The sequence below is a fragment of the Catenulispora acidiphila DSM 44928 genome (assembly GCF_000024025.1).
Taxonomy (GTDB): Bacteria; Actinomycetota; Actinomycetes; order Streptomycetales; family Catenulisporaceae; genus Catenulispora; species Catenulispora acidiphila.
Genome location: NC_013131.1, coordinates 9,716,625 through 9,741,205, shown reverse-complemented (window position 1 = coordinate 9,741,205; position 24,581 = coordinate 9,716,625). Strand labels below are relative to the sequence as shown.

The following is a 24,581-nucleotide window of genomic DNA, read 5'->3' as shown; positions in this document are numbered from 1 at the left end:
GAGGATGACCGTCGGATCATCCCGAGGCGCCATGTCCGGACCGGCGGCGCGCACCTACGCTGAAGACGTGTCTCGCCTGTACGCCTGGATCCAGCGCCATCCGAAGCTGATCGACAGCATCCCGGCTGTCGTCCTGCTGCTGATCGGGCTGGCGTCGCTGGCCGCCTCGGACAGTCCGAGCCTCGTGCGCAAGCTGCTGGTCCTGCCGCTCATGGTGGCCGCGACCGTGCCGCTGGTCTTCCGGCGCCGGTGGCCGCGCGGCACGTTCGCCGTCGCCGCCGTGGCGGCCTTCCTGAGCTTCTTCACGCTGGCGGCCGCCTTCAACGCCGCCGACGTGGCGTATCTGATCTACCTCTACACGGTCGCCGCCTACTGCCAGCGCCGCTGGTCGATCCCGGCGATGGGGCTGACCTACGTCGGCGCGCTCATCCAGTTCGGGCTGCTGCACCTCTACAACGACCCGCAGCCCTGCGACCAGCTCTCCGAGCCCGCGCGCCAGAGGGCGTGCTACCAGGGCGAGGCGCCGTTCAACACCACCGGCCACATCAACTGGGTCACCTTCCTGTTCGTCGCGGTCTTCATCGCCGGGCTGGTCGGCCTGGCCTGGGTCGCCGGCGACTCCATGCGCTACCGCCGGGCGTACTACGTGCGCCTCGAGGACCGCGCCCAGCGCCTGGAGCGCGAGCGCGACGCACAGGCGCAGATCGCCGCGGCCGCCGAGCGCGCCCGCATCGCCCGCGAACTGCACGACGTCGTCGCGCACAACGTCTCGGTCATGGTGGTCCAGGCCGACGGCGCCGGCTACGCGCTCGACCAGGACCCGGAAGCGGCGCGCAAGGCGCTGCTGGCGATCTCCCAGACCGGCCGCACCGCCCTGACCGAGATGCGGCGCATGCTGGGCGTGCTGCGCTCCGCCGAAGACGCCGGAACCTACGTCCCGCAGCCCGGTATCGAGCAGCTCGGCGACCTGCTGGAGCAGGTGCGCTCGACCGGACTGCCGGTGTCGCTGACCGTGGAGGGCGTGCCGAGGGAGATGCCGACGGGGCTGGCGCTGGCGGTGTACCGGATCGTGCAGGAGTCCTTGACCAACACCCGCAAGCACGGCGGTCCGCAGGTGAAGGCCTCGGTGGCGCTGATGTACACCGACGACTGCCTGGTCCTGCGCATCGTGGACAACGGCCGCGGCTCGGCCGCCCCCGGCGACGGCATGGGACACGGCCTGGTCGGCATGCGCGAGCGGGTCTCGGTCTTCGGCGGCACGCTCGTCACCGGACCGCATGTCGGCGGCGGCTACGCTGTGGAGGCGATCCTGCCCTTCGCCGGCCCGGAGTCCGCCGACCCGAGCGAACCGCAGCCCGAATCCCAGGAGCCGTGACGTTGAGCCAGACCACGCCGGAACCGACCGAAGCGCCGGGATCCGCCGATCCCGCCGCCCCCATCCGCATCGTCCTGGTCGACGACCAGGAACTGCTGCGCACGGGCTTCCGCATGGTCCTGAACAGCCAGCCCGACATGGCAGTGGTCGGCGAGGCAGGCGACGGCCAAGTCGCCCTGGACCTGCTCACCAGGTTGCAGGCCGACGTGGTCCTGATGGACGTCCGCATGCCCCGCCTCGACGGCGTCGCCGCCACCCGCGAGATCGTGGTCCGCGGCGAACGTCCCCGAGTCCTGATGCTCACCACTTTCGACCTCGACGAGTACGCCTTCACAGCCCTCAAAGCAGGCGCCAGCGGCTTCCTCCTCAAGGACGTCCCACCCCCGGACCTCCTCGCCGCCATCCGCGCCGTCCACAGCGGCGAGGCAGTGGTCGCCCCCTCCACCACCCGCCGCCTCCTCGACAAGTTCGCCCCGATGCTCCCCTCCGAGAGCGAACCCGCCCCACCGGAACTGACCGTCCTGACCGACCGCGAGCACGAGGTCCTGCTCCTGGTCGCGCAAGGCATGTCCAACGCCGAGATCGCCGGCAAACTGTTCCTGTCCGAGGCCACGGTGAAGACCCACGTCGGCCGCATCCTGATGAAGCTCGGCCTCCGCGACCGCGTCCAGGCCGTGGTGCTGGCCTACGAGACCGGGCTGGTGAAGGCGCGGGGACGGTAGCTGTCTGATGGCAGGGGTCTGACTCAGACCCCTGCCGCACGCAGAACCCCTACTCGATCCCCAGCGCCTGCTTGATCGGATCCAGCGCGAAGTACACCACGAAGAACGCCGCGACGATCCACATCAGCCAGTTCACGTCGCGTGCCTTGCCGAGCACCACCTTCAGCACGCAGAACAGGATGAAGCCCGCGCCGATCCCGTTGGTGATGCTGTAGGTGAACGGCATCAGTGCGATGGTCAGGAAGGCCGGGACTGCGATCTCCCAGTCGTCCCAGTCGACGTCCTTCACCTGGGTCATCATCAGGAATCCGACGGCGACCAGCGCCGGTGCCGCCGCCTGGGACGGCACGATGGTCAGCACCGGGGTCAGGAACGCGGCCAGGAACAGCAGCGCGCCGGTGATGACGTTCGCCAAGCCAGTGCGCGCGCCTTCGCCGACGCCCGCGGCCGATTCCACGAAGCAGGTGTTGGAGGAGGCCGAGCCCGCGCCGCCGGCTGAGGCGGCCAGGCCGTCGATGAACAGGACACGGCCGATGCCGGGGAGCCGGCCGTCCTCGTCGAGCAGGCCCGCTTCGCCGCTGATGCCGATGATGGTGCCCATCGCGTCGAAGAAGTCGGCGAGGATCAGCGTGAAGACGAACACGATCGCGGTCATCACGCCGGCATGGTGGAAGCCGCCGAACAGGCTGAATTTGCCGAGCAGTCCGAAGTCCGGGTGCGCGACCACACCGTGGGGGACCTTCGGGGCGATGGTGCCCCAGTCCTTGTCCGGGACGGTGGCGATCTTGTTGACCACGATGGCCAGCACCGTGGTGGTGACGATCGAGATCAGCAGTCCGCCGGGGACCCGCCGCACCAGCAGGGACAGCGTGAGCAAGACGCCGACGCAGAACACGAACATCGGCCAGCCCTTGAGCGTGCCGCCGGCGCCGAGGGTGACCGGCGTTCCCGAGCCCGCGCCGACGAAGCCGGCGTCGACCAGGCCGATGAAGGCGATGAACAGCCCGATGCCGACGCCGATCGCCTTTTTCAGGGCCAGCGGGATGGCGTCCATGATCTTCTGCCGGAAGCCGGTGACCACCAGCAGGCAGATGCCGAGCCCTTCCAGCACCACCAGGCCCATCGCGTCCGGCCAGGACATGGTCGGCGCCAGGGTGAAGGCCACCACGCCGTTCAGCCCGAGCCCGGCGGCGATGGCCAGCGGCAGGTTGCCGCCGATGCCCATGATCAGGGTCATCACGCCGGCCACCACCGCGGTGGAGGTGACCAGCTGGGTGTGGCTCAGGACGTGGCCGAACTTGTCCTTCGTCCCGCCCAGGATGATCGGGTTCAGCACCAGGATGTAGGCCATGGTGAAGAACGTGGCCAAACCGCCGCGGACCTCGCGGACGTACGACGATCCCCGCTCGTGCACCTTGAAGACGCGTTCCAGGACGCCCACCCCGCCGGGACCGCCTGCGCTTCCCGTCTGAACTGACAAGCTCCCACTCCTCGCCTGGTGATTCTGTGCTGCCGACACCGCCGATATCCTGTCCACATGACAACCCAGGGCCGCAGGCGCCGAGCGGAGGAACCGGAGACCACGCCGGAGCGTGACTCGTCCGGGCGCACCGCGCAAAGAGGCCGCGCCGGCCGGCCCAAGCTGGAGCCGATGCAGATCAACGAGGCAAAGGTTATCTGGATCGGCATCGGCCTGTGGGCGGCCGCCTTCCTCATCTTGTTGCCTTTTCGTAACACCCTGATCTCCGACGGGCACGGCTGGTGGCTGTACACCCCGCTGGCCGGTGCCGGGCTCGGCATGCTGGGCCTGCCGATGGTCGGACGCCGCAAGGCGGTGATGCACCGGGAGACCGAGCACGGACGCCAGGTCGGGCTCGACGGGCCCGAGGAGAACGGCCGCGACGGCCGCGACGGCAGCGGCAGCGGCGGCGGCGGCGGGACCAAGGGCAGGGGCAAGGGCCGCGGCCGAGGTCGGCGCTGATTCCTTTCGCGGAAAGTGGCTGGATACCGTCGCTGTGCCGCCGCACCCCGCTCGTCAAATCGTCTGACCATAGGCTTTCTTCGTGACGTTGGCAGCGGCTGACTCGTTGATCGGGTGTGATCGCTCCCTTATCGGTCCCCTATAGGGACGTCCGCGCCTCGGAGCTGTCGTGGTCCCTGGACGCCCCCGACCAACCTCCCCTGCACAGCGGCCGGCATCCGGTCGGCGGACTGGACGTGGAAGTCCGCATCCTCGGTGCCTCGCACCAGATCCTGGTCCGCACCGCCGGCCACGGCCTGCTGCTCTGCCGCGAGACGGTCGCCTGCCGCGACGCCGCCCCCGGTCCGCTGCCGATCGCCATAGAGCGCGAACTCGACGACGGCTACCACTACGAAGTCCGCTGCGAAGTCCGCGAGGTCGACACCGGTCACTTCCCGGCGTGGGCCTCCGCGCTCCGCGACTACGCTGACGCGCTGCCTGACGCCACCATCGCCGTCTTCCCCGCGAGCCCCGACGCCGTCACCGCGGTCGTCGTCGAACCGCTCCCGTCGGGGCTGCACGGCGTGCTGTGGCGCACCTGGCACACCTACCCGCACGCCGGGGGCGGCGGGGACGTGGTCGCCACCAGGACGGTCCTCTACCTGGCACCCCCCTCTGGTGGCGCCGGAGGGGGCATGCCAGGCTTGAGGCCATGACGACGGCCTTGATTACCGGGGCGACGGCCGGCATCGGTGCCGCGTTCGCCCGCCGTTTCGCGGCGGCCCGCTATGACCTGGTGCTCGTGGCCCGCAACATCGAGCGCCTCGAGAACGCCGCCGCCGAACTCAGTCTGCTGGGAGCGGGCCGGGTCGAGGTCCTGTCCGCGGACCTGGCGACCGTCGAGGGCCGGGCCCTGGTCGAGGACCGCCTGGCCGACCCGCTGCGCGGGATCGACGTCCTGGTCAACAACGCCGGCTTCGGCCAGGGCAGCGCCTTCCTGGCGCATCCCGTCGAAGACGAGGAGACGATGCTCGACGTCCTGGTGCGCGCGGTCCTGCGGCTGACCCGCGCGGCGCTGCCGGGCATGATCGAGCGCGGCAAGGGCGCGATCATCAACGTCTCCTCGGTCGCCGGCTTCGTGCCGCGCGGCACGTACAGCTCGGCGAAGGCCTGGGTCACCAACTTCAGCGAGTCCGTCGCCGCCGAGGTGAACGGCACCGGCGTGCGCGTGGTCGCGGTCTGCCCGGGCTTCACCCACACCGAGTTCCACGAGCGCGCGGACATCGACACCGGCGACATCCCGGGGTGGATGTGGCTGGAGGCCGACGAGATCGTCGAGGGCGCCCTGCGCGACCTGCGGCGGGGCGTGGCGGTCAGCGTGCCGAGCGTGCAGTACAAGGCGCTCACGGCCGTGGCCAAGCTCGTCCCCCGGAATCTGGTCACCAAGGTCAGCCGCGGGATGTCCAAGCGCTGGTAACGTGCCACCAGGCACGCGGTCCGCATGATGGCGGGCCGGCGGGTGACTTCCCGGCGAGGGGGTGGGTACGCGATGGCGTTCGAGGTCGAGGTGCCAGTGCGGCACCGGACTATGTGGCTGGCGTTCACCGATCCCGAGAAGATGGCGCGCGCCGTGCCCGGGCTGACGGTCGACGCGGTGCACGCCGTGCCGCCCGCCGACGGGCCCGAGGGGGTCGCCGGGGACGTCGTCGCCGGCCGGCTGAAGCTTCGGGTGGGCGCCGGCGGCGCCGGGGCCACCATCACCTACCGCGGCACCGCCTGCATAGCGGGTGCCGAGGCGCAGAAGGGCACGCTGGACATCGCCGTGGACGCCGCGCAGGCGCGCGGGAACGGCGCGCTGGCCGGGTATCTGCGGGTCACGCTGGCGCAGGCCGGCGCCGCCGGCGAGCGGACGCTGATCTCGGTGGTGCCGGAGCTGGAGTTGTCCGGGCGCGCCCTGGAGTTCAACCGGCAGGACTGGCACGGCGCGGTCGCGGCGTTGGGCGCGGCGTGGATCGACATGCTGGCCGCCGCGTATCGCGACGCGGAGAATGAGGGTGCTGCGGTTGCGGCAGTCGAAGCGACCGAACCTGTCGTGGCGGTCGAGCCGGTCGCACCAACCCAGCCTCCGGCCGCCGCGCCGGCGAATAAGGCATCTGAATCGGAATCCGAGAAGATCGCCGAACCGGCCGAACCCGCCGTCTCCGCGGCCTCGCCGATCCGCGACGAATCCCTTTCCAAGGACCCGTTGGCGGCGGTCTGGAACGGCCGTTACGAGAAGAACCGCTGGCTTCCGCTGATCACGGCTCTGACATTGTTCCTGCTGATCAAGCGTCGCCGCCGCCACCGCGCCGACAAGCCGGGCGCGGATTCATCATTTAGGATGGAATAGCCCTCAGATAGCTGCCTTGAGTAGACCTCGGCTCGTACATTGGCGCGCAAGTCGGTACATCACACCGGATGCCTGGACGCCGGGCAAAACCGCGCGACGGCCAGTGACGCAGCAGCACGATCGAGGAGCACCAGCAGCATGTATGTCGAGGGATGGAATGTCCACCGGGTCATCCGGCCCGCCCGCCTCGCCAACGCCGTCGTCGAGCGGCTGCTGCTGCGCATACTGGAAGGCGAGTTCCCGCCGGGCACCGATCTGCCCCCGGAGGCGGCGCTCGCGGCCGAGTTCGCGGTCAGCCGTACCATCCTGCGCGAGGCGCTCAAGGCCCTGGAGGAGAAGCGCGTCCTGCGCATCCGCCACGGCCGCGGCACCACGGTCCGCCCCAAGGCCGAGTGGAACCTGCTCGACCCGCTGGTCCTGAGCGTGCAGCTGGAGTACGAATCCTCCCCGGAGCTGGTCGCCGAGCTCGGCGAGGTCCGCACGGCCCTGCTGACGCTGATGGCCGAGCTGGCCGCCCGCCGCGTCCACCCGCCCCAGCGCGAGCAGCTGGCCGCGGCCCTGGAGCGCATGCGCGCCGCCGTGGAGGACCCCGGTCCGTTCCACGAGGCGGCGACGGCCTTCACCCGCACCCTGGCCGAGGCGGCGGGCAACGAGGTGGCGCGCTGCGTCATCGAGACCATCGACGTCCCGCACGGCGGCCAGGACGACAACCCGGCCAAGCTCATCGAGACGATGAAGCTCCGCCTGCTGCTGGCCGAGGCGGCGCACGCCACGGTCGCCGCGGGCCCGGGCGCCCCGGCCGGCTCCGCACCGGTCCCGGCGCCGACGAGCTCGCCCGCGGCGCCCGGCGCCCCGGTCCCGGCGCCGGCCACCGCCCCCGGCGCGCAGCCGCTGCGCCAGGGCCAGGCCGCGACGGTCCCGCTGAACCGGCACGGCGTGCGGACGCCGATGCCGCAGTCGGCCCGCGTGTAGGAGCAGGCAAGCCCTCCTGCTGATCGGGGGATCGAAGGTGAAGAGCGCGCATACGGCCCCGCCGGATTGATGTGATCCTGCGGGGCTTTTGCGTGCGCGCGAGTTACGCGCTGGACGTGTCCCAGCTGCTCGGCGTGTCCCACCTGCTCGGCGTGCCCGGCCCGTCCAGCCCGCCGGACAACAACCGCCGCAACGCCACCGGCGTGTGCCCGACGTGATCGCGCACCGTCCGCGTCAGGTGCGCCTGGTCGGCGAAGCCGAGGTCCTGCGCGAGATCGGCGAGCGCCGTCTCGCCGCCGGTGAGCCGGTCCATCGCCCGCCCGACGCGGACCCGATTGCGGTACCGCGTCAGCGAAACTCCGGTCTGGCGCGAGAACACGCGGCTGAGCCGGAACGGCGAGACGCCCAAAAGACCCGCCAGCCCACACAGCGTCGCAGCCTCGGGGACATCGGCCAGGACCGCCTCCCGCGCGGCCGCCGCTAATACGCCGTCTCCGATCACGGATTCCGATGTGTAACCGGCAGCCAGTGCGACGAGCTTTAAGAGTTCTTCGGCGGTCGCGTAGTCCGCATCTCCGGTAGCGGCGGCTGCCAGTAGGCGCCTATGTGCGAACTCAATACGCGCGTCTACATATACGGTGCGCCCTATAGGAAGCCGTCCCCAGAGTTCTCCAGAGAATCCCACGGATGTGCACTGGTCGCCGCCCGCCGGATGCGCGAACCGTTCCTCTTCCCCGGGCATCGACACGTATGCGGTGGTCGCGTCCAGATCGGTCTCGACCCCGTTGGTCCACCGCCGGAACCGCCCTTCGCGGATCAGTACCAGCCGACGCGTCTGGTGTTCCTCAGCGCCCGACCAACCAGCGCTCCCGCCGAAGCAGTCCACAGCGTGCACCGAGAACTCGGGCCGACTAGCGAGCGTCATGGCGTTCTGCACCTGATCGACGCTACGTGCCGGTACCGACAGTGCGGCACAGCCCAAGACAGTCCGTCGCACCCGCAAGAATCTTCAAGACGATCCCCACCCGCGCAGCGCACCCTCATCCCCATGAACGCACCACTGACCCTCACCACGATCATGTTCGACTGCGCCGACCCGGTCGCCCTCGCCACCTTCTACAGCAACGCCACCGGCTGGCCCGTCACCGACACCGACGAAACCTTCGTCTACGTCGGCGAAGGCCCCATCACCCTGGCCTTCCAACACGTCCCCGACTACCGCCCACCCGCCTGGCCCGACCCAGCCAAGCACGCCCACCTGGACTTCCAGACCCCCGACAAGCCCCAGGCCATCCAGCACCTCCTAGCCGCCGGCGCAAAGCTCCCCGACTTCCAACCCGGCGCCGACCGCTGGACCGTCCTCACCGACCCGGAGGGACACCCGTTCTGCGTCGCAGCGGCGTGATTATGGCGCGACTTCCCAGCGAGTCAATCCGCTGCTGGTTCGGCCTGGCCCTGGCCACGAGCTGACGTTAACGAATGCGTAGGCCCGGTTCTCGGTCTTCCCGAACTCCCGCTCTCAGCTGGCCGCGGACCCGCGCTGCTCCACCAGGTCGATCCGGCGATCGGGCTTGGTTGCGGCGGACTTCGAGGCCTTGGCGGCGTGGGCCGCGACTATGGACTGACGCACAAGCGAAACGGCTCTGTGGGATTCCCTTAGCGAATCCCACAGAGCCGTTTCCTTAGCCACCCCCTAATACGGGTCAAACAGCGCTCCACATCCGCGATGCAGTCGGCGCCTCAGCCTCAGCCCGCTGTGTCTCTCCGCGCCAGCCGGCCAGCAGCAGCGCTCGCGCCAGGCAGGCTGCGGCACCGGTGCTGAGCAGTGCCCTTGCGATGTTCCACATGTTCCAGGTGTCCTCGAAGCGGGCTCGGACGGCGGCGGGGTCGGCGATTCTTGCCGGGGCGCCTGCTGCGGCGAGTTGGTTGTTCAGCGGGATGTTGACTGCCATCGTCGTGAGCAGACCGATCGTGTAGAGCACGAGGCCGGCGGCGATCCACAGGCGCAGTGTGCGGTCTTGGCGGTAGGTGCGCAGTGCCCAGGCGGGCAGGATGAGCGCGCCGAAGAAGGTCAGGAAGAAGACCGGGTTCTCGATCTTCTTGTTGATGTTCTGCATCGCCTCGATGAAGGTGCGGTCGCCGGAGGCGCCGAGTCCGAGCATCACCGAGCAGGCGAAGGCGTAGTAGACCCCGGCGATGAGACCGGTCACGACCGTCGCGGCGGCGAGAACGCCGCTTCCGTTCACACGCGTCTTCACTTCCAGACCCCCTTGGCAGCCGCAGTGCGCGCGTAGTCCGCGAAGTCCCTTGGCGGTCGCCCTATAGCGCGCTTCACTCCGTCGGTCACATATGCGTTGCGACCGTCCAGTACCTCCGCGAAGAGGTACGCCAGCATCTCGATCACTTCCGGTGCCTCGCCCGCCTCCGCGAGGTACGCGGTGAACGCGTCCAGCGGAACCGATGTGAAGGCGACTTCGCGTCCTGAGGCCTCCGCTATAGCGCGCACCGCCTCCGCGAACGTCAGGAGCTGCGGACCGGTGACTTCATAGACCTGCTCGTGATGTCCGTCCTCGGTGAGCGCCGCGACCGCGACGTCGGCGATGTCCTCGACGTCGATGAACGGCTCCCGGACGTCCCCGACCGGCAGCACCACCTCTCCGGAGTTCACGGCGTCCAGGAAGGCGCCCTCGGAGAAGTTCTGCGCGAACCAGCTGGCGCGCACCACCGTCCACTCCATCCCCGCCGCCGCGATGACCTCCTCGGCCCGCTGCGCCTCCGCTTCGCCGCGTCCCGACAGCAGCACCACCCGCCGCACCCCGGCGCGACGTGCCTCGGCGGTGAACGCCGCCACCGCCTCGGGCGCTCCCGGTACGGCCAGATCCGGGTAGAAGGACACGTAGACGCTCGCGACGCCCTCCAGCGCCGCCGGCCACGTCGCCGGGTCCTCCCAGTCGAAGGGCGGGCTCGCCGAGCGGGAACCGCGCCGCACGGCTGCGCCGGCGGTCTCCAGCCGATCGGCCACCCGCCGGCCGGTCTTGCCGGACGCGCCGAGGACGAGGATCACCGGGGTGTTTGCGTTCTCGTTTGTGGTCTTGTCCGTGGTCTCGTTCGTGGTCTCGTTCGTGGTCATGACTCAAGTACAGCCGTCCTGCGTGAGATGCAGAATGGTCCAGAGTCCACATATCCATAAGCGATCGTCTAAAGTCGAGGTATGGACGTCATAGCCGGGTTGCTCAACGGGCCGCGTGCCGACGGTGCCTTCCTCCTGCGTTCCCTGCTCACTCCGCCCTGGTCGCTGCGCGTGCAGGACCAGGCGCCGCTGACGCTGGTCGCCGTGATCTCGGGGACCGCCTGGGTGCTCCCCGACCCGGAGTCCTCCACCACGGCGACCTGCCTCCACCAGGGAGATCTGGCGATCCTGCGCGGTCCGGACCCGTACGTCTTCGCCGACGACCCCGCGACGCAGCCGCAGGCCGTCATCCACCCCGGCCAGCGCTGCACCACCCCCGACGGCGAAGACCTCGGCGACATGCGCGCCCTGGGCACGCGCAGCTGGGGCAACGCTCCTGACGGCGCCACCGTCCTGGTCACCGGTACGTACCAAGTCCTCAGCGAGATCTGCGCACCGCTGCTCTCCGCGCTCCCAGCTTTAGCGGTGCTGCGCGACGGCGAATGCGACACTCCGTTGATCCCGCTGCTGGCCGACGAGGTGGCTCGTGACACCCCCGGCCAGGACGCGGTGCTAGACCGCCTCTTGGATCTCTTGACGGTTGTCGCGCTGCGTACCTGGCTGGCGCGTCCCGACGTAGAGACTCCTGCCTGGTACCGCGCGCAGGACGACCCGGTGGTTGGTACCGCGCTCCGCCTTATCCACGACGACCCCGCGCATCCCTGGACCGTCGCAGCACTCGCCGATGCCGCACACGTCTCGCGCGCCGCCCTCGCGCGGCGTTTCGCAGCAGAGGTCGGGGAACCGCCCATGGCTTACCTAGCGAACTGGCGGCTCGCGCTGTCCGCAGACCTACTCCGTGACCCTGCTTCGACCATCGCATCAGTGGCCGAACAAGTCGGGTACGGCAGTGCGTTCGCGCTAAGCGCTGCCTTTAAGCGGGTACGTGGGATCAGCCCTAAGGAGCATCGGGAACGCGCCTCTAGAGACGCCACGCCTATAGCGGCGGTACGTCCGTGGCGCGTGGCCGTCTAGCGCAGGTTCACGGCCATGGCTTCCACCGCCAACAGCGGCGCCACGTTCCGCTCCACCGCCTTCCGGCAGGCGAGCACCGCCTCGATCCGCCGCAACGTCGCCTCCGGCGTCCCCGCTGCGGCGATCTTGCGCACGGCCGCGTACTGGTCGTCGTGGATGGGCTCGGTGACGTCACCGCCCGGACCGCCGATCGCACCGAGCTGGACGGCCAGCACGTCCCGGTAGAACGCCGCGAGGTCCACCAGCGCTAGGTCCAGAGCGTCCCGCTGCATCCGGGTCGCGCGCTTCTTCTGCCGCGACTCCAGATCCTTCAGCGCTCCGGCGGCGCCGGGAACCGCCTTGCGCGACCCCTCCTGGTACCCCAGCGCGAGCCGCATGTCCGCGGTCTCTATGACGTTCCGCTCGTCGGCGTCGTGCTTCGCCTCGGCGATGGTCGCGTCGACCAGCTTCTGCGCCGCCGACAGCGCCGACCCTATGTCGGTCAGCGACGACGCCAGCGCCAGGACCGCCTTGCGTTTCGCCCGCGCCTCGTCATCCGTCGCCAAACGCTTAGCGCGCCCGATGTGTCCCTGGGCAGCGCGCGCCGCCTCGCGGGCGCGGATCGGGTCCACTCCGTCGCGCCGCACCAGGATCTCCGCGACCGCCGACGAGGGCGGCGTGCGCAGCAGCAGGTGGCGGCAGCGGGAGCGGATCGTGGGGAGCATGTCGTCGCGGCCCGGGGCGCACAGGATCCAGATCGTGCGCGGCGAGGGCTCTTCGACCGCTTTCAGCAGGACGTTGCCGGCCGCCTCGGTGAGCCGGTCGGCGTCCTCGATGAGCAGGACCTGCCAGCGGCCCGAGGACGGGGTCATCGACGAGCGCCGCACCAGGCCGCGGGTGTCGGCCACGCCGATCGAGAGCTGGTCGGTGGCGAGCTGGAGCACGTCGGGATGCGTGCCGTCGAGGACGGTCCGGCAGCCCAGGCAGTAACCGCAGCCCGGCTCGCCGGCTGTCGTGCACTGCAGCGCCGCCGCGAAGGCGCGCGCCGCGGTGGACCGACCCGAGCCGGGCGGTCCGGTGAGCAGCCAGGCGTGGGTCATGCCGTTGCCGAGCGCCGCCTGGACCAGGTCGGTGCTGATGTGGTCCTGGCCGACCAGGTCGGTCCAGACGCCATAGGGCTGGAACGCTGCGCTGTCGCCGCTCATGCGTCGTCACCGCCGCGCCGTGACCTGTGGTGGGCTCCGAACAGCTCGTCCGCCATCGACATCGCGTCCTGCTCCGGCTCGTCGTCGAACTCCGGCTGCGCGACGTAGTCCGGGACTTCCCATTCGCTGCGGACGGGAGGCGCTGTGATCTCCTCGGCGTGGGACATCGAGGTCGGAGTCGAACCGGAGGGCGAGGTCGGAGGCTTTGCCGAAGTCGGAGGCTTGGCCGAAGGCGGGGGAGTGGGCGTGGCAGAGCGCGTCGTCGGCGTGTCGGCTGCGCGCTCCGGCGGTCGAGCCGTCGGCCGAGTCGTCGGTCGGTCGCTCGGCGCCAGCCGCGAGGACAGGTCGCCGGCGCCTTGTACCCGCTCGCGCGCCGCCCGCTCCGCCCTGGCCGCGTCCTCCTCCAAGCGCCGCCGGTGCTCCTGGCTCGCGGCCTCCCGCGCCTCCTGCTCGCGCTGCGCCTGGTCCCGCTGTTCGGCTTCGATCTCGGCCCGGCGGCGCTCCGCGTCGGAGAGCTCTGCCATCTGTACGGCGCGCTCCGCAGCGGCCTTACGCCGCTCTGCCTCGCGCCGCTCCGCTTCCTCACTCCGCTGCTGGCTCGACAGGTGGATCCGGCCCTCCAGCCGGGCCCGGATGCGTCCGGCGATCTGCTCGATCGGCTCCATGGCGTTGATCACGATGAACCGCTCCGGCTCGGCCGTGGCCAGCTCCAGGTAGCGGTTGCGGACCCGGCGGTGGAAGTCCACGGACTCCAGCTCCAGCCGGTCGGCCGGGGTCTTGCGGCGCCGCGCGGCCTCGAGCGGGTCCAGGTCCATCAGGATCGTGACGTCCGGCATCAGGCCCTGCGTGGCCCACTGCGACAACAGCTCGACCTCCCGGGCTGACAGCGCGCGGCCCGCGCCCTGATACGCCAGGGAGGAGTCGACGTAGCGGTCGGTGATCACCACCGCCCCGCGCTCCAGCGCCGGCCGGACCACCCGCTCGACGTGGTCGGCGCGGTCCGCGGCGTAGATCAGCGCCTCGGCGCGCGGGGAGATGACGTCGGCGTTGTGCGCGTCCAGCACGATGTTCCGCAGCTTGGTGCCCAGCGGCGTCCCCCCGGGCTCCCGGGTGACCACCACCTCGTGGCCGCTCCCGCGCAGCCAGTCGGCGAGCAGGTCCAGCTGCGTGGACTTGCCGCTGCCGTCGCCGCCCTCGAAGGACAGGAAGGTACCGGTGTAGGCGTGTGCGGGCCTTTCGATCCCGGTGTCTTCCGGCAGCGGGTTCCCGGCGGCTGCGACCGCCGGTCCGGAGGAGGTCCCCGTCTCCGCAGCGCCCCCGGCGCGCGTCGGAGCGGCGGAGCGCTTAAGCGCCGCCTTCAGTTCGTTCCGCAACGATTTCCCTGGCACGTCATCCATCATCCTGTACGCCACCCACCCGACGCCCATCGCGAGCAATCCCGCGCCGAAAAGGGTGATGGCCGCGCCACCATAGGTGATCGACACGCCGGGAACGCTTAGCGTGTGCGCGCCGAACACTCCGGCCACCGCCGGGGACACGGCCAGGATCAGGACCAGCGTCACCCGGATCAGCGACTGGACGAAGGCGAACGTCCGGCCGCGCAGCTCGTCGGCCACCTCGCGGCCCAGCATCGTCTGCCCGATGATCCACGCGGTCCCGCCGAGGAAGCCGATCACGAGCGCGCACAGCACGCTGAGCAGCAGGATCGGCACCAGCGCGAACACGCAGAGCACGATCCCGGCGGCGAAGATCACCGAGCCGAACAGCCGCTCCCGCGACACCCCCGCGAGCACCCGCGACCCGGTGAACATCCCCGCGGCCAGGCCGAGGAAGACCGTGCCGAACAGGACGCCGTACGCCGCCTGACCCGCGTGCAGGTCGCCGACGTAGGTCCGGGCCAGCCCGACCACCGCGCCGCCGGCCGCGAAGGCTCCGGTTGTGCCGATGATCACACCGCGGATCCGCCTGTCCTCCCCGAGGTAGTGCCAGCCGTCGAAGAGGGTGCGGAGCACGGAGCGGTTGTCGGTGGTGTGGCGGCGCTCCGCTGCGCGCTCTGTCGCGGACCGCGCGGGGATGGTCCTTAGGCGCGCGATAGTCAGGGCGGAGAACAGGAAGGTCAGTGCGTCGAAGTAGAGGGCGAGGCTGACCGGTTTGGCGGTGAAGAAGGTCCACTGGTCGGCTAGTGCGCGCGTGATCAGCGACAGGACGGTGAACACGCCGGCCGCGATAGGAGCGGTGCCATAGGCGGTGAGCAGTGAGACCTGGTTCGCCGACTCCAGCAGCCGCGGCGGGACCAGGTTCGGGACCGTCGCCTCCTTGGCCGGGATCCAGAACATCGCCGCGATCTCGATCAGGAAGGTCGCGGTGAACAGCCACCATAGGGAGCCGACCAGGGGGATGGAGATGAAGAACAGGCAGCGCGCGCTGTCCCCGGCCACCATCGTCCAGCGCCGGTCCAGCCGGTCGGCGACCACCCCGGCGATCGGCCCGAACAGCACGGCCGGGATCAGCCGGACCACGAAGACGCCGGCGACCGCGTAGGAGCGCCCGGCGTACCCGCCTCCGGCCAGGGACGCCGCCAGCGAGGACTGGGCCAGCAGCCCGAGCCAGTCGCCGAGGCTGGACAGCGACAGAGCCGTCCACAGCCGGCGGAAGTCGGGGATGGCGAGCACCTCGCGGATCCCGACCTGTGATGACTCCATGCAACCACGGTAGTGCTCTGTGTTTTCGAACGCGGGGGGACGCGTGCCGTGGTTCGGCGGCGCGGGTGATTCTCCGTACCGCCGAACCGTCTCCGTGGCTCCGGCAGTCGGTCACCAGGCGATGGCGCTCTGCAAGTCCGACTGCCAGTAGGTGACGAACGCCTTGTCGACGTCGACGTAAGTGCCGGCGGGCAGCGGCAGCGTCATCGTGCCGGGCAGGGAGCCGGACTGGTCCCGCGACTCCAGGAACACCTCGACCTGCTTCTCCAGCTGCGGAGTGCCTCCGGAGCCGTCGGCGGAAGAGGTGCCGATGGCGGCGTAGGCCGACTCGCCCGGCGCGATGGTGACCACGGCCTGCGGCTTGCTGTCCTCCACGGCCTGGGTGACGGCCTGCTGGTCGGCGTCGAGGCGCAGGTCGGGGTAGTAGTACAGGCTGCAGGTGGTGGAGCCGGCGTTGGTCACGGTGAGCAGGACGTGGTTGATGGGGCGGGCGAGGTTGGTGACGGTGCCCTTGAGGTGGGTGACGGAGCAGTCGCCGGGGAGGGTGGAGTCGGGGGCGGTGCTGGTTTTGGCAGTCGGGGGCTTGGGGGTGGTGGGCTTCGACGCTGTCGCTGTTGCGCTTCCTGTTCCCGTTCCCGATCCGGTGCGCGGGGCGGGCTGCTGGGTGCCCGTGGACGTGTCGGCCACGTTCGGCGCCGAGGTCTGTGTCGGGGCTGCGGTGCCCGGCTGGGACTGGCTCACGCTCGGCGTGCTGGCTGCGGCGGAAGGCTTGGGGGAGTCGCTGCCACAGGCCGCCATGCTCATGAGGGCGGAGAGGGTGAGGGTGGCGGGCAGGAGCGGCTTGGCGATGTGAGTGATGCGCTTCGTCATGGCTCTGGAGCTTGTCTGTTCCGGGGCGGGCCGCGAGGGGGGTGGGAGGCCTCTGAGGCGGGCGCGGGACGGTTTCCCGTACGATGAGCTGCGGATTAGGGACCGGGACGGGACGCCGATCCGGGACGGGAGGTAACCGCGTGGTGTCGGGGCCGGAGGATTTCGCCGCTCTGCTGGGGGATTTGAAGGAGCGGTCAGGGCTCAGTTATGGGGTCTTGGCGAAGCGGCTGCATGTGGGGACCTCGACGCTGCACCGGTATGTGCAGGGGGAGACGGTGCCTCCGGAGTACGGCGTCATAGAGAAGTTCGCGCGGCTGACCGGAGCTTCCGCCACGGAGATGGCGACGCTGTATCGGCTGTGGATGGCGGCGGGCGAGGCGCGTTCCTCAACGGTTGCTGAGGCGGTTTCCGTTGTTCCTCCCGCTCCTCCCGCGCCTCCGGTTTCTCCCGTAGAGGACTCTTCTGGCGATTCCTCTATAGCGACTACTCCGTCTCCGGTTTCACGGAGGCGGCGACGTCTGCTTCCGGCCTTGGCCGTGCTCGCCGTGGTGGGCGTCGGAGCGGCTGTTGCGGGTGTCGCGTTTGCCTCATCTCCGGGATCAAACTCTGACCGGACCGCAGCTTCGACAGTGAGCAGTTCGACGTCGAGTCCTCTACAGAGTTCGTCTTCTCTACAGAGTCCGCCTAGCGCTTCTGCCCCTAGTAGCTCCTCTACTGGAGCCGCCACTGGTAGCAGCGCCAGCTCCGCTCCCTCTAACTCTTCCTCCTCTACCTCTCCCTCGACCTCTCCCTCCACTTCGTCCGCTCCTCCTATAGCGGTGACCATCCGTCCCTATCAGTGGGAAGACAAGTGCGAGCAGTGGTACTTGCTCAACAAGAAGCCCGGCGAAGTCCCTCCTCCGCCGACCGAGGCGGATGCGCGGGGATGGGCCAGTGCGCTGGGCGCCGTGTCGGCCGGGACCATGAAGATCGAGCTGTCGGTCCAGGGGACGTCTTCGAGCACGGTGGTGCTGCAAGGGCTGCATGTCCGGACGGTCAGTAAGGCCGCGCCGCTTCCGTGGTCCGCGTACTCCATGGCGTCGGGATGCGGAGGCGGTCTGATGCCCGTGTCGTTCAGCATCAACTTGGACGCCGACCGGCCACTCGCGAGTCCGAAGGCCGGGCAGCAGGGCGACAATGTGGTGCGCGCAGAGGACTTCCCTTTTGAGGTTTCCGAATCCGACCCGCAGGTGTTGACCGTCTATGCGCATGCGCACACGGTGAACGCAGCGTGGTACCTGGAGCTGGACTGGAGTAGTGGCAGCCGGACCGGAACAGTCCGGATCGACGATCACGGCAAGCCGTTCCAGACCAGCGGCGCGCAGGGGCGTCCGATCTACGACTACGACACCAGCTCGAACGACTGGGAGCCCGACACCACTGCTGTTGTGCAGTAGCCCGCGGTCGTTTAGTCGCTTGCCGTCCCCGACTCCAACGTCTGCGCCTCTGCCTCCGCAGCCTTCTTCAAGCCCTCGGCCTCCATGGTCACGTACTGCCGCGTGAGCTTGCCGTAGAGCATGCTGATGAGTCCGCTGAGCGCGCCGGTCTGCTCGATGCCGAGGATCATGCGTGCGTGGCCTTCGCCCCGGTCCTCCACGAGGTGGATGGCGCGGACCTTCACGCCGGTCGCCTTCATCTCCCACACGAAGGACTTGCCGGGCTCGCACTCCGTGACCGTGTAGACGGCGGCCTTCAGCTTCGGCTGGGTGACCCGCGCGGTGCTGCCGACGGTCAGTTCGCCCTGCTGGAGGCGCTCGACCGAGGTCATGGAGGCGGACCACTTGGGCCAGGACTCCACGTCGGTCAGGGCGCGCCATACGGTGGCCGGGGCGGCGTCGATGTCGATCGCGGTCTGGAACTTCATCAGGATTCCCTCCCTAGGCTCCCCATCCTTTGTACCGCAGGGCCTTTAGACGGCCGCCGACGGGTCGCCGCCTCCGCGCTACTCGCCCTCCCGCAGCCGCTTGAGCAGGACGGGCACGTGGCTGTCGTCGACGTCCTTGGCGGCGGTGACGAGCGTGACGGTGTGCTTGGCGTGCAGTGCGCGGATCTCCGCCAGGGCTGCCTGCTGCGCGTCGCCGTCAAGTTCGGCGTTGTAGCGTCCGACGAACTCGCCGTACTCGTCGCGATGCCCGTGCAGCCACTTCCGCAGGTCGTTGGAGGGCGTCGCGTCCTTGGCCCACAGATCGAGCTCGGCGGCCTCCCGGCTCACCCCCCGCGGCCACAACCGGTCCACCAGGACCCGCTTCCCATCAGCCTTCGCCGCCGCGTCATAAGCCCGCTTCACCCGATAGTCGCCACTCATGCAGCCAGGCTATTAGCCGCCCGCCGACCGAACGGGTCTGCAAGGCTGACCGAGTGACCATCTGGGACGACACAGCGGACAGCACCAAAGAGCTCATGTTCACATCACTGGACTACGCCCTGGAGAACGCCCAACTCTCCGACCAACCCTTCACCCCCTTCTCCTTCGCCCGCCACCCCGACGGCACCGCCACCCTCACCCGCTTCCCAGCAGCCCCCGGCGCCGACATCCCCGAAACCCTAGAAGCCGCCCGCGACCACCTAGCCCAAACACAACCAGGCACCACAGCCCTAACCCTCGCCTACGACGGCTACACCACCTACGAAGGCGAACGCACCGAAGCCGTCTTCATCGAAACCCACCAACTCAACCTCCCCCGCACCCTCGTCCTAGCCCAGCGCTACCTCCGCCAAGCCGGCGACATCCACCCCCTAGGCAACCCCCTGCTTCAAGCCGAGGTCGAGCCACTGGTTCCCCGCGTCGCGCCGGAGGACGACCAGCCATAGCCGGAAGCCGATAGCCGCCTGCGCTACGCTCCGGCGTCCGCCCCAGCCCCAGCCCCAGCGTCCCCACCGAAGCTGAGCGTGATACCCCGCACGAACTCGTCGAGCACAGGCAGCGCATCCCGTACAAGACCGAGGTCGGGAAAGGTGCTACGGACAAGGACATCCATACCGTCCGCCCGGAACGCGTAGTTGTAGCTAGCCACCAGCGAACGAGTCTCCAGATCCCCCACGGTGAAGTACACGGCCCGCACGGCAGCCTCAGCCCCCGCCATCTCGAAGGCCTCAACCCGCAGACCCTCAACAACCTCGTCGTGATGCGCCCCAACGTAAATGTCCCGCGCCTCAGCCCACGGCAGATCCCCCAGGTAAGCATCGACAGCGACATGCGCCGGCAGCGCATCAACGTCATGGAACAACAGACACTTATAGCGATTCTTCACAGACGCAAATCCCCGCCAACTAGCATCAATCACCCCACAAGTCCGAATAAACCACTCCGGCGTAGGCCGCGACCCGTCAAACTGACTCCGCCCGACGTAGTACACCATCGCAGCCATATTCTCGACCCACTCCCGCGAATCCCCCCACTTACCAAACGGAAAAGAATTCGGCAGGCTCACCCAATTCAGATCCTTGCGAAACCCCACCTTCGCCGTCTGCCGGATGTCATCGGCGCTCATCGAGTCCCCCATCCGATCGCCAGGCCAGTACCAGCACGCAAAAAGGCCAGGTCAGAAAACATCTGACCTGGCCTTTTGTGGAGCCTCCTATCGGAATCGAACCGATGACCTACGCATTACGAGTGCGTCGCTCTGGCCGACTGAGCTAAGGAGGCGGGGCCTGGTGGCTTGCGCCTTGGGCCGGTGCACGAGTGTACCTGACGCTAGGGGGTGGCGTCACAAGTGGTGGTTGGGGGTGGGAGGGTGGCTTGGAGGAGGTAGGCGTCTACTGCTTTGTCGATGCAGGGGGAGCCTCGGGTGTAGGCGGTGTGGCCGCTTCCTGTGAAGGTGAGGAGGTGGCCGTTTTGGAGTTGCTTGGCTAGGCCTTGGGCCCAGGGGTAGGGGGTGGCGGGGTCGTCTTTGGTGCCTACGACGAGGATGGGGGCGCTGCCGGGGGCGGTGATGGGGGCTGGTTGGGTTTGGGGTTTGACTGGCCAGGTGGCGCAGGAGAGGTCGGCCCAGGCGAGCATTTCGCCGAGGAGGGGGGCTTGGGATTTGTAGTCCGGGACCTCTTTGGTGGCGATTTGCTGGGCGTTCTGGGCTTCGGGGTCGGGGCGGTCGAGGCAGTTGATGGCGATGTTGGCGTCTGTCTGGTTGTCGTATGTGCCGTCGGTGCGGTCGTTGTAGAGGTCGGCCCACTGGAGGAGGCGGGTGCCGTCGCCGTTCATGGCGGCGCTGAGGGCGTCGCGGAGGTCGCTCCAGTACTGGGGGACGTACATCACCTGGAGGACTGCGGTCAGTCCCAGGCCGTAGTCGACTGTGCGGTTGCCGTCGTGGGTGGGGACCGGGTGGTCCTGGAGGGACTGCAGGTAGGTCATCAGCTTGTCGACCGCTGTCGCGCTGTCGGTGCCGAGGGGACAACCGGATTGGGTGACGCAGTTGGCGGCGAATTCGCGGATGAGTTTCTCGAAGCCTTGGGCTTGGGCGATGTTCATCTGCTTGGCGGACAGGGTCGGGTCGATGGCTCCGTCGAGGACCAGTCGGCCGGTGTTCTGGGGGAACAGTCCCGCGTAGACGGCGCCCAGGTAGGTTCCGTAGGACTTGCCCAGGTAGTGGAGCTTGGTGTCGCCAACGACGGCGCGGATGACGTCCATGTCGCGGGCCGCGTTGGGGGTGCCGACGTAGGGCAGGATGCGGCCCGACTTCTGCTCGCAGGCCTTGCCGATCGCCTGGGACTCCTTGACGACCTCCGCGATCTGCGCGTCGGTGCGGGGCATCGGGTCCGAGGAGACGAACTCGTCCATCGCCGGGGTGTCGTCCGACAGGCAGCGGATCGGATCCGACTGGCCGACGCCGCGGGGGTCGAAGCCGATGATGTCGTAGCGTGCTGCGACGTCCTTGGTGACGACGCTCGGGTCCTGCGCGTACGCGATGCCCGCGCCGCCCGGGCCGCCGGGGTTCAGCAGCAGCGAGCCGATGCGCTGGTCCGCGGGTCCGGTGGCGGCCTTGCGGGTCGCCATGATGTACGTCGTCCCCTTGGACGGATCCGCGTAGTCCAGCGGCACGGTGATCTTCGTGCACGTCCAGCCAGGAGCGCTGCTGTCCGCGGTGCACGACCCCCAAGTCGGCTTCTGGCTGTAGAACTGCTGCAAGTTCGCGGGAACGGCGCTGGAGGTGGACGCCGCGGGCGCCGTGGACGGCGTCGCGCTCCCCGAAGCGCTTCCCCCGGGCGCCGCAGGCTTCTGCGCCGCGTGCGAACTCCCGCCGCACCCAGTGGTCAAGAGAAGGCCGGCGATCGCCACCGCCAAGGCCCGCCGTGCTGTCGGACTGGGATTCACGGGCAGTTCTCCTCCTACAGCGCGGCGAGCGCTATGCGTGACACGACCGGTGTGCATCGTTTGAGGGTAGCTATCCAGAAACGTCCGATTCCACACCGCGTCACAGCCGGTAGAGGGATGTCCGAGCAGGAATTTACTCCGCGTCCCACCGCATAGAGCCGTCCTTGCGCGAACCCTCATAGTCCTGCCGCGATCCGCACACCGACGCGAGCGAGCAGGAGCACGTCCGCCCCGTCTCGTCCAGCCGCACCTTCACCGTCTCCGACGGCACGTTCAGTCCGACGACCCGCCCCGGACCCTCCGGTGTCACGACCTTCTCCCCGCGCGCGGGAGCCTTGGCCTTGGTCTCTACATAGAGCGGATGCTCATATTTGAGACAACACATAAGCCGTCCGCACGCACCGGAGATCTTCAACGGATTCACCGGCAGGTCCTGGTCCTTGGCCATGCGTACCGACACAGGCTCGAAGTCCTTAAGGAACGTCGAGCAGCACGTGTCCCGTCCGCACGGTCCGATCCCGCCCTGGATGCGCGCCTCGTCGCGGGCGCCGAGCTGACGCAGCTCGATGCGCGCGTCCAACTCCCGGGCGAGGGTCCGCACCAGTTCGCGGAAGTCCACGTACTGCGGAGCGGAGAAGTACACGGTGATCTGCTTCTCCGACTCCACGAAGTCGACGCCGACCACCTTCATCGGCAGACCCTGCTCGCGGATCTGGCGCTTGGCGACCACGCGGGCCCGCGCGCGGCGCTCCCGGCTGCGTTCGTCGCGCGCCAAGTCGTCCGGGGTGGCGAAGCCGACGAGATCGTCCAGTCCGCCGATCCCCGCGTCGTCATATGTGTCGACCCATTGGGGCGCCCAGATGCACTCCGCCACCTCGGGACCCGCGGAGGTGGGGACGAGTACCTTGTCGCCGACGTGCGGGCTGATGGACCCTGGCGCGTAGTAATAGAGACGGCCGTAGCGGGTGAAGCTGACGGCACAGATCATCGCCACTGAAGGCTCCCAAAACAGGCGACAGCACACGGCTCGGACACGACGTTCACCCGGTTGAGCCTAAGCGCAGTCCTCGGCCCGAGGCGAGAGGCTGAGGAAGGCAGTCGGCGGCGGCGGCGGGTTGGCTACCCTTGGGGGCATGCCCAACGCGCCGATCGTCGCCCACCCCAGCCCCGCCCGCGATGCCCTCCTGAAGGAGATCCAGGCCAAGGCGGTGGTGCGCGGAGAGGTCACGCTGTCCTCCGGGCTCAAGGCCGACTGGTACCTGGACCTGCGGCGGATCACGCTGGACGGGACCGCGGCACCGCTGGTCGGCACCGCGATGCTGGAGCTGACCGCCGAGCTGGACTTCGACGCGGTCGGCGGGCTGACCATGGGGGCGGACCCGGTCGCTACCGCGATGTTGCACGCGGCCGCGGCCGGCGGCAACGGCCGCACGCTGGACGCGTTCGTGGTGCGCAAGGCCGCCAAGGCGCACGGTATGCAGCGCCGCATCGAGGGTCCGGACGTCGCCGGACGCCGGGTGCTCGCGGTCGAGGACACCTCCACCACCGGCGGTTCGCCGCTGGAAGCGGTGCGCACGCTGAGGGAGGCCGGTGCCGAGGTAGTGGCAGTGGCTACGATCGTGGACCGCGCGACAGGCGCCGCCGAGGCGATCGCCGCTGAGGGATTGCCCTACTACACGGTCTACACGCTGGGGGATCTCAATGTCTGACGCAGATTTTAATGCTTGATACAGATTCTTGATGTTCGATACTGAGACGGACGTGTAGAGGGGCAAGCCGGGTGCCGCGAGGCGCCCTCGATCCAGAGGCGCGATCGCGACGCAACCAGCGTGGTGGTTCGCGCGTCTACCTGCCAGAACCTAATCAGGTGTCAACACTTTGGGGTGCGGGCTGTGGAAGAGCGGGACGAGCTAGAAATCGAGACGAGGCTGCGTACTGCGCTGCAGGCGCGCAGTGAACTCGTCACGCATTCCACGCTCAGGCCCGGGATCCCGCCGAACGAGCACACGGCGGGGGTGCGGGCCAAGCGCGACGCCTGGTGGTCGTGGCGCCGGATGTGGGTACCGGTCACCGTCGCGGCCGCGCTGGCCGGCGGCGTCGTCGCCGGTGCGCAGCTGCCGTCGGACTCCGGCAGCAGCAATGCCACCGTCTCGCCGGGCTCCTCGGGCGGGTCGACCGGCGCGCCGAGCACCGGCGGCGCCCCGACCGGCTCGAACCCCACTCCCGCGCAGAACGCGGGACAAGCGGGGACCGCCTCGAACCTCGGCACGGTCGGCTTCACCCTCGCCGACGGCTGGCAGCTCACCTCCTTGTCCGCCACCACCGGCTGTGTGACGCTGAAGACGCGCCCGGCGCCGACTCCGGTTGCAACCGGAGCGCAGGCGCTGCCCTGCGGCGTGGACGGCATCTACCTGGCGTCCGCCGCCACGGCGGCCACCTGGCCGCTGAGCACCGCGGCCAAGGACACCGGCTGGTGGCCCGCCGGCGCGGCCTCCGCCTCGGCGATCACCTGCCCGGCGGCGGCGTCCGGGAACTCCGACAGGGTCAAGACCTCGGTGCTCCTGCGCTCCTCGCCGAAGTACGCGCTCGCCGGCTCGACGACCGCCGTCTACGACGAGTGGGCCGTGACCTGCGATACCGGTTCCGGGGTGCAGCCGATGCTGTGGAAGCTCAACGCCGCGCCCGGCGCACCGGCTCCGACCACGTTCGCGGTCGCGGCGGTCGTCTCCGTGGACCCGGAGTACGACTCGGCGCTGCTCGGTATGGTGGGCTCGCTGCACCAAGCGAGCTGACCGGCGCCGAGAGGCTGCCCAGCAACCCGGTCACAGGCTCATCGCGTCGCCCGAGTCCCGGCCC

General features: G+C 69.3%; 26 protein-coding genes, 1 tRNA gene and 1 pseudogene. 14 read left to right on the top strand and 14 right to left on the bottom strand.

Annotated elements, in window-relative coordinates:
* Nucleotides 1-76 precede the first annotated feature (76 nt).
* Both CACI_RS41575 and CACI_RS41570 read left to right on the top strand, forming a co-directional pair.
* Nucleotides 77-1,375, top strand: a complete 1,299-nt coding sequence (locus tag CACI_RS41575; RefSeq protein ID WP_449727827.1) for a sensor histidine kinase — start codon at nt 77-79, stop codon at nt 1,373-1,375.
* A gap of 2 nt (nt 1,376-1,377) precedes the next feature.
* Entirely contained in the window at nt 1,378-2,097 is a 720-nt protein-coding gene (locus CACI_RS41570; RefSeq protein WP_015796960.1) for a response regulator, read from the top strand.
* A gap of 49 nt (nt 2,098-2,146) precedes the next feature.
* Here CACI_RS41570 and CACI_RS41565 read toward each other — a convergent pair whose 3' ends face one another.
* Nucleotides 2,147-3,577 (bottom strand): NCS2 family permease, encoded by a 1,431-nt coding sequence (locus CACI_RS41565; protein ID WP_041540771.1) that lies wholly within the window; start codon nt 3,575-3,577, stop codon nt 2,147-2,149.
* Nucleotides 3,578-3,634: 57 nt separating this feature from the next.
* Here CACI_RS41565 and CACI_RS46865 point away from each other — a divergent pair, with 57 nt between their 5' ends.
* The 5 genes from CACI_RS46865 to CACI_RS46860 all read left to right on the top strand — a co-directional run bounded on the left by CACI_RS46865 (nt 3,635) and on the right by CACI_RS46860 (nt 7,418).
* The gene (locus CACI_RS46865) at nt 3,635-4,078 is read left to right on the top strand and encodes a DUF2530 domain-containing protein (protein ID WP_015796958.1); all 444 of its coding nucleotides are present in this window, start codon (nt 3,635-3,637) and stop codon (nt 4,076-4,078) included.
* Nucleotides 4,079-4,194: 116 nt separating this feature from the next.
* Entirely contained in the window at nt 4,195-4,773 is a 579-nt protein-coding gene (locus tag CACI_RS41555) for a DUF2617 family protein (protein WP_015796957.1), read from the top strand.
* Complete coding sequence (locus CACI_RS41550; protein WP_015796956.1) at nt 4,770-5,534, top strand: SDR family NAD(P)-dependent oxidoreductase; 765 nt, start codon at nt 4,770-4,772, stop codon at nt 5,532-5,534. The genes CACI_RS41555 and CACI_RS41550 overlap by 4 nt, the downstream gene beginning before the upstream one ends.
* Nucleotides 5,535-5,606: 72 nt before the next feature.
* The gene (locus CACI_RS41545; RefSeq protein ID WP_015796955.1) at nt 5,607-6,446 is read left to right on the top strand and encodes an SRPBCC family protein; all 840 of its coding nucleotides are present in this window, start codon (nt 5,607-5,609) and stop codon (nt 6,444-6,446) included.
* Nucleotides 6,447-6,584: 138 nt separating this feature from the next.
* A complete protein-coding gene (locus CACI_RS46860; protein WP_015796954.1) occupies nt 6,585-7,418 on the top strand; it encodes a FadR/GntR family transcriptional regulator in 834 nt (277 codons plus the stop codon).
* A 103-nt stretch (nt 7,419-7,521) separates the two neighbouring features.
* Here CACI_RS46860 and CACI_RS41535 read toward each other — a convergent pair whose 3' ends face one another.
* Nucleotides 7,522-8,343: a helix-turn-helix domain-containing protein gene (locus tag CACI_RS41535; RefSeq protein WP_015796953.1), complete on the bottom strand. Its 822-nt coding sequence runs from the start codon at nt 8,341-8,343 to the stop codon at nt 7,522-7,524.
* A gap of 123 nt (nt 8,344-8,466) precedes the next feature.
* Between CACI_RS41535 and CACI_RS41530 the strand changes: the two genes are divergently transcribed.
* The gene (locus CACI_RS41530) at nt 8,467-8,823 is read left to right on the top strand and encodes a VOC family protein (protein WP_015796952.1); all 357 of its coding nucleotides are present in this window, start codon (nt 8,467-8,469) and stop codon (nt 8,821-8,823) included.
* 298 nt (nt 8,824-9,121) lie between these two features.
* Here the strand turns inward: CACI_RS41530 and CACI_RS41525 are convergent, their stop codons facing one another.
* A complete protein-coding gene (locus CACI_RS41525) occupies nt 9,122-9,676 on the bottom strand; it encodes an anthrone oxygenase family protein (RefSeq protein ID WP_015796951.1) in 555 nt (184 codons plus the stop codon).
* Nucleotides 9,673-10,548: an NAD(P)H-binding protein gene (locus CACI_RS41520; RefSeq protein ID WP_015796950.1), complete on the bottom strand. Its 876-nt coding sequence runs from the start codon at nt 10,546-10,548 to the stop codon at nt 9,673-9,675. The genes CACI_RS41525 and CACI_RS41520 overlap by 4 nt, the downstream gene beginning before the upstream one ends.
* An 81-nt stretch (nt 10,549-10,629) precedes the next feature.
* On the opposite strand from CACI_RS41520, the gene CACI_RS41515 reads away from it, so the two are divergent.
* Complete coding sequence (locus tag CACI_RS41515; protein ID WP_015796949.1) at nt 10,630-11,622, top strand: AraC family transcriptional regulator; 993 nt, start codon at nt 10,630-10,632, stop codon at nt 11,620-11,622.
* On the opposite strand, the gene CACI_RS41510 is transcribed toward CACI_RS41515, so the two are convergent.
* The 3 genes from CACI_RS41510 to CACI_RS47295 all read right to left on the bottom strand — a co-directional run bounded on the left by CACI_RS41510 (nt 11,619) and on the right by CACI_RS47295 (nt 16,378).
* Entirely contained in the window at nt 11,619-12,806 is a 1,188-nt protein-coding gene (locus tag CACI_RS41510) for a DNA polymerase III subunit delta' (protein WP_015796948.1), read from the bottom strand. The two genes, CACI_RS41515 and CACI_RS41510, sit on opposite strands and share 4 nt — an antisense overlap.
* Complete coding sequence (tmk, locus tag CACI_RS41505) at nt 12,803-15,508, bottom strand: dTMP kinase (protein WP_015796947.1); 2,706 nt, start codon at nt 15,506-15,508, stop codon at nt 12,803-12,805. The genes CACI_RS41510 and tmk overlap by 4 nt, the downstream gene beginning before the upstream one ends.
* A gap of 111 nt (nt 15,509-15,619) precedes the next feature.
* Entirely contained in the window at nt 15,620-16,378 is a 759-nt protein-coding gene (locus CACI_RS47295; RefSeq protein ID WP_015796946.1) for a DUF4232 domain-containing protein, read from the bottom strand.
* Nucleotides 16,379-16,461: 83 nt separating this feature from the next.
* Here CACI_RS47295 and CACI_RS54595 point away from each other — a divergent pair.
* Nucleotides 16,462-16,668, top strand: a pseudogene (locus tag CACI_RS54595) (helix-turn-helix domain-containing protein); the annotation flags it as partial.
* Here CACI_RS54595 and CACI_RS53780 read toward each other — a convergent pair.
* Nucleotides 16,584-17,204, bottom strand: coding sequence for a hypothetical protein (locus CACI_RS53780; RefSeq protein WP_263053456.1), 621 nt, complete (start codon nt 17,202-17,204; stop codon nt 16,584-16,586). The pseudogene CACI_RS54595 and the gene CACI_RS53780 sit on opposite strands and share 85 nt — an antisense overlap.
* On the opposite strand from CACI_RS53780, the gene CACI_RS53270 reads away from it, so the two are divergent.
* Complete coding sequence (locus tag CACI_RS53270; protein ID WP_049871892.1) at nt 17,197-17,814, top strand: hypothetical protein; 618 nt, start codon at nt 17,197-17,199, stop codon at nt 17,812-17,814. The two genes, CACI_RS53780 and CACI_RS53270, sit on opposite strands and share 8 nt — an antisense overlap.
* Before the next feature lie 11 nt (nt 17,815-17,825).
* Here the strand turns inward: CACI_RS53270 and CACI_RS41490 are convergent, their stop codons facing one another.
* Nucleotides 17,826-18,281 carry an SRPBCC family protein gene (locus CACI_RS41490; RefSeq protein ID WP_015796944.1) on the bottom strand — a complete coding sequence of 152 codons (456 nt, stop codon included), beginning with the start codon at nt 18,279-18,281 and terminating at the stop codon, nt 17,826-17,828.
* 78 nt (nt 18,282-18,359) lie between these two features.
* Nucleotides 18,360-18,722: a DUF488 domain-containing protein gene (locus tag CACI_RS41485; protein ID WP_015796943.1), complete on the bottom strand. Its 363-nt coding sequence runs from the start codon at nt 18,720-18,722 to the stop codon at nt 18,360-18,362.
* Between the two features lie 53 nt (nt 18,723-18,775).
* On the opposite strand from CACI_RS41485, the gene CACI_RS41480 reads away from it, so the two are divergent.
* Nucleotides 18,776-19,228 carry a hypothetical protein gene (locus CACI_RS41480; protein WP_015796942.1) on the top strand — a complete coding sequence of 151 codons (453 nt, stop codon included), beginning with the start codon at nt 18,776-18,778 and terminating at the stop codon, nt 19,226-19,228.
* A 23-nt stretch (nt 19,229-19,251) separates the two neighbouring features.
* Here CACI_RS41480 and CACI_RS41475 read toward each other — a convergent pair whose 3' ends face one another.
* The 4 genes from CACI_RS41475 to CACI_RS41460 form a co-directional block, all read right to left on the bottom strand.
* Nucleotides 19,252-19,908 (bottom strand): hypothetical protein, encoded by a 657-nt coding sequence (locus CACI_RS41475; protein WP_015796941.1) that lies wholly within the window; start codon nt 19,906-19,908, stop codon nt 19,252-19,254.
* 78 nt (nt 19,909-19,986) lie between these two features.
* A tRNA-Thr gene (locus CACI_RS41470) sits at nt 19,987-20,063 on the bottom strand.
* 48 nt (nt 20,064-20,111) lie between these two features.
* Entirely contained in the window at nt 20,112-21,725 is a 1,614-nt protein-coding gene (locus CACI_RS41465; protein ID WP_015796940.1) for an alpha/beta hydrolase, read from the bottom strand.
* A gap of 133 nt (nt 21,726-21,858) precedes the next feature.
* Complete coding sequence (locus CACI_RS41460) at nt 21,859-22,713, bottom strand: PSP1 domain-containing protein (RefSeq protein ID WP_015796939.1); 855 nt, start codon at nt 22,711-22,713, stop codon at nt 21,859-21,861.
* A gap of 145 nt (nt 22,714-22,858) precedes the next feature.
* On the opposite strand from CACI_RS41460, the gene pyrE reads away from it, so the two are divergent.
* Both pyrE and CACI_RS41450 read left to right on the top strand, forming a co-directional pair.
* The gene (gene pyrE / locus CACI_RS41455) at nt 22,859-23,434 is read left to right on the top strand and encodes an orotate phosphoribosyltransferase (protein ID WP_015796938.1); all 576 of its coding nucleotides are present in this window, start codon (nt 22,859-22,861) and stop codon (nt 23,432-23,434) included.
* Between the two features lie 183 nt (nt 23,435-23,617).
* Entirely contained in the window at nt 23,618-24,517 is a 900-nt protein-coding gene (locus CACI_RS41450; RefSeq protein WP_143765612.1) for a hypothetical protein, read from the top strand.
* Nucleotides 24,518-24,581: the final 64 nt, after the last annotated feature.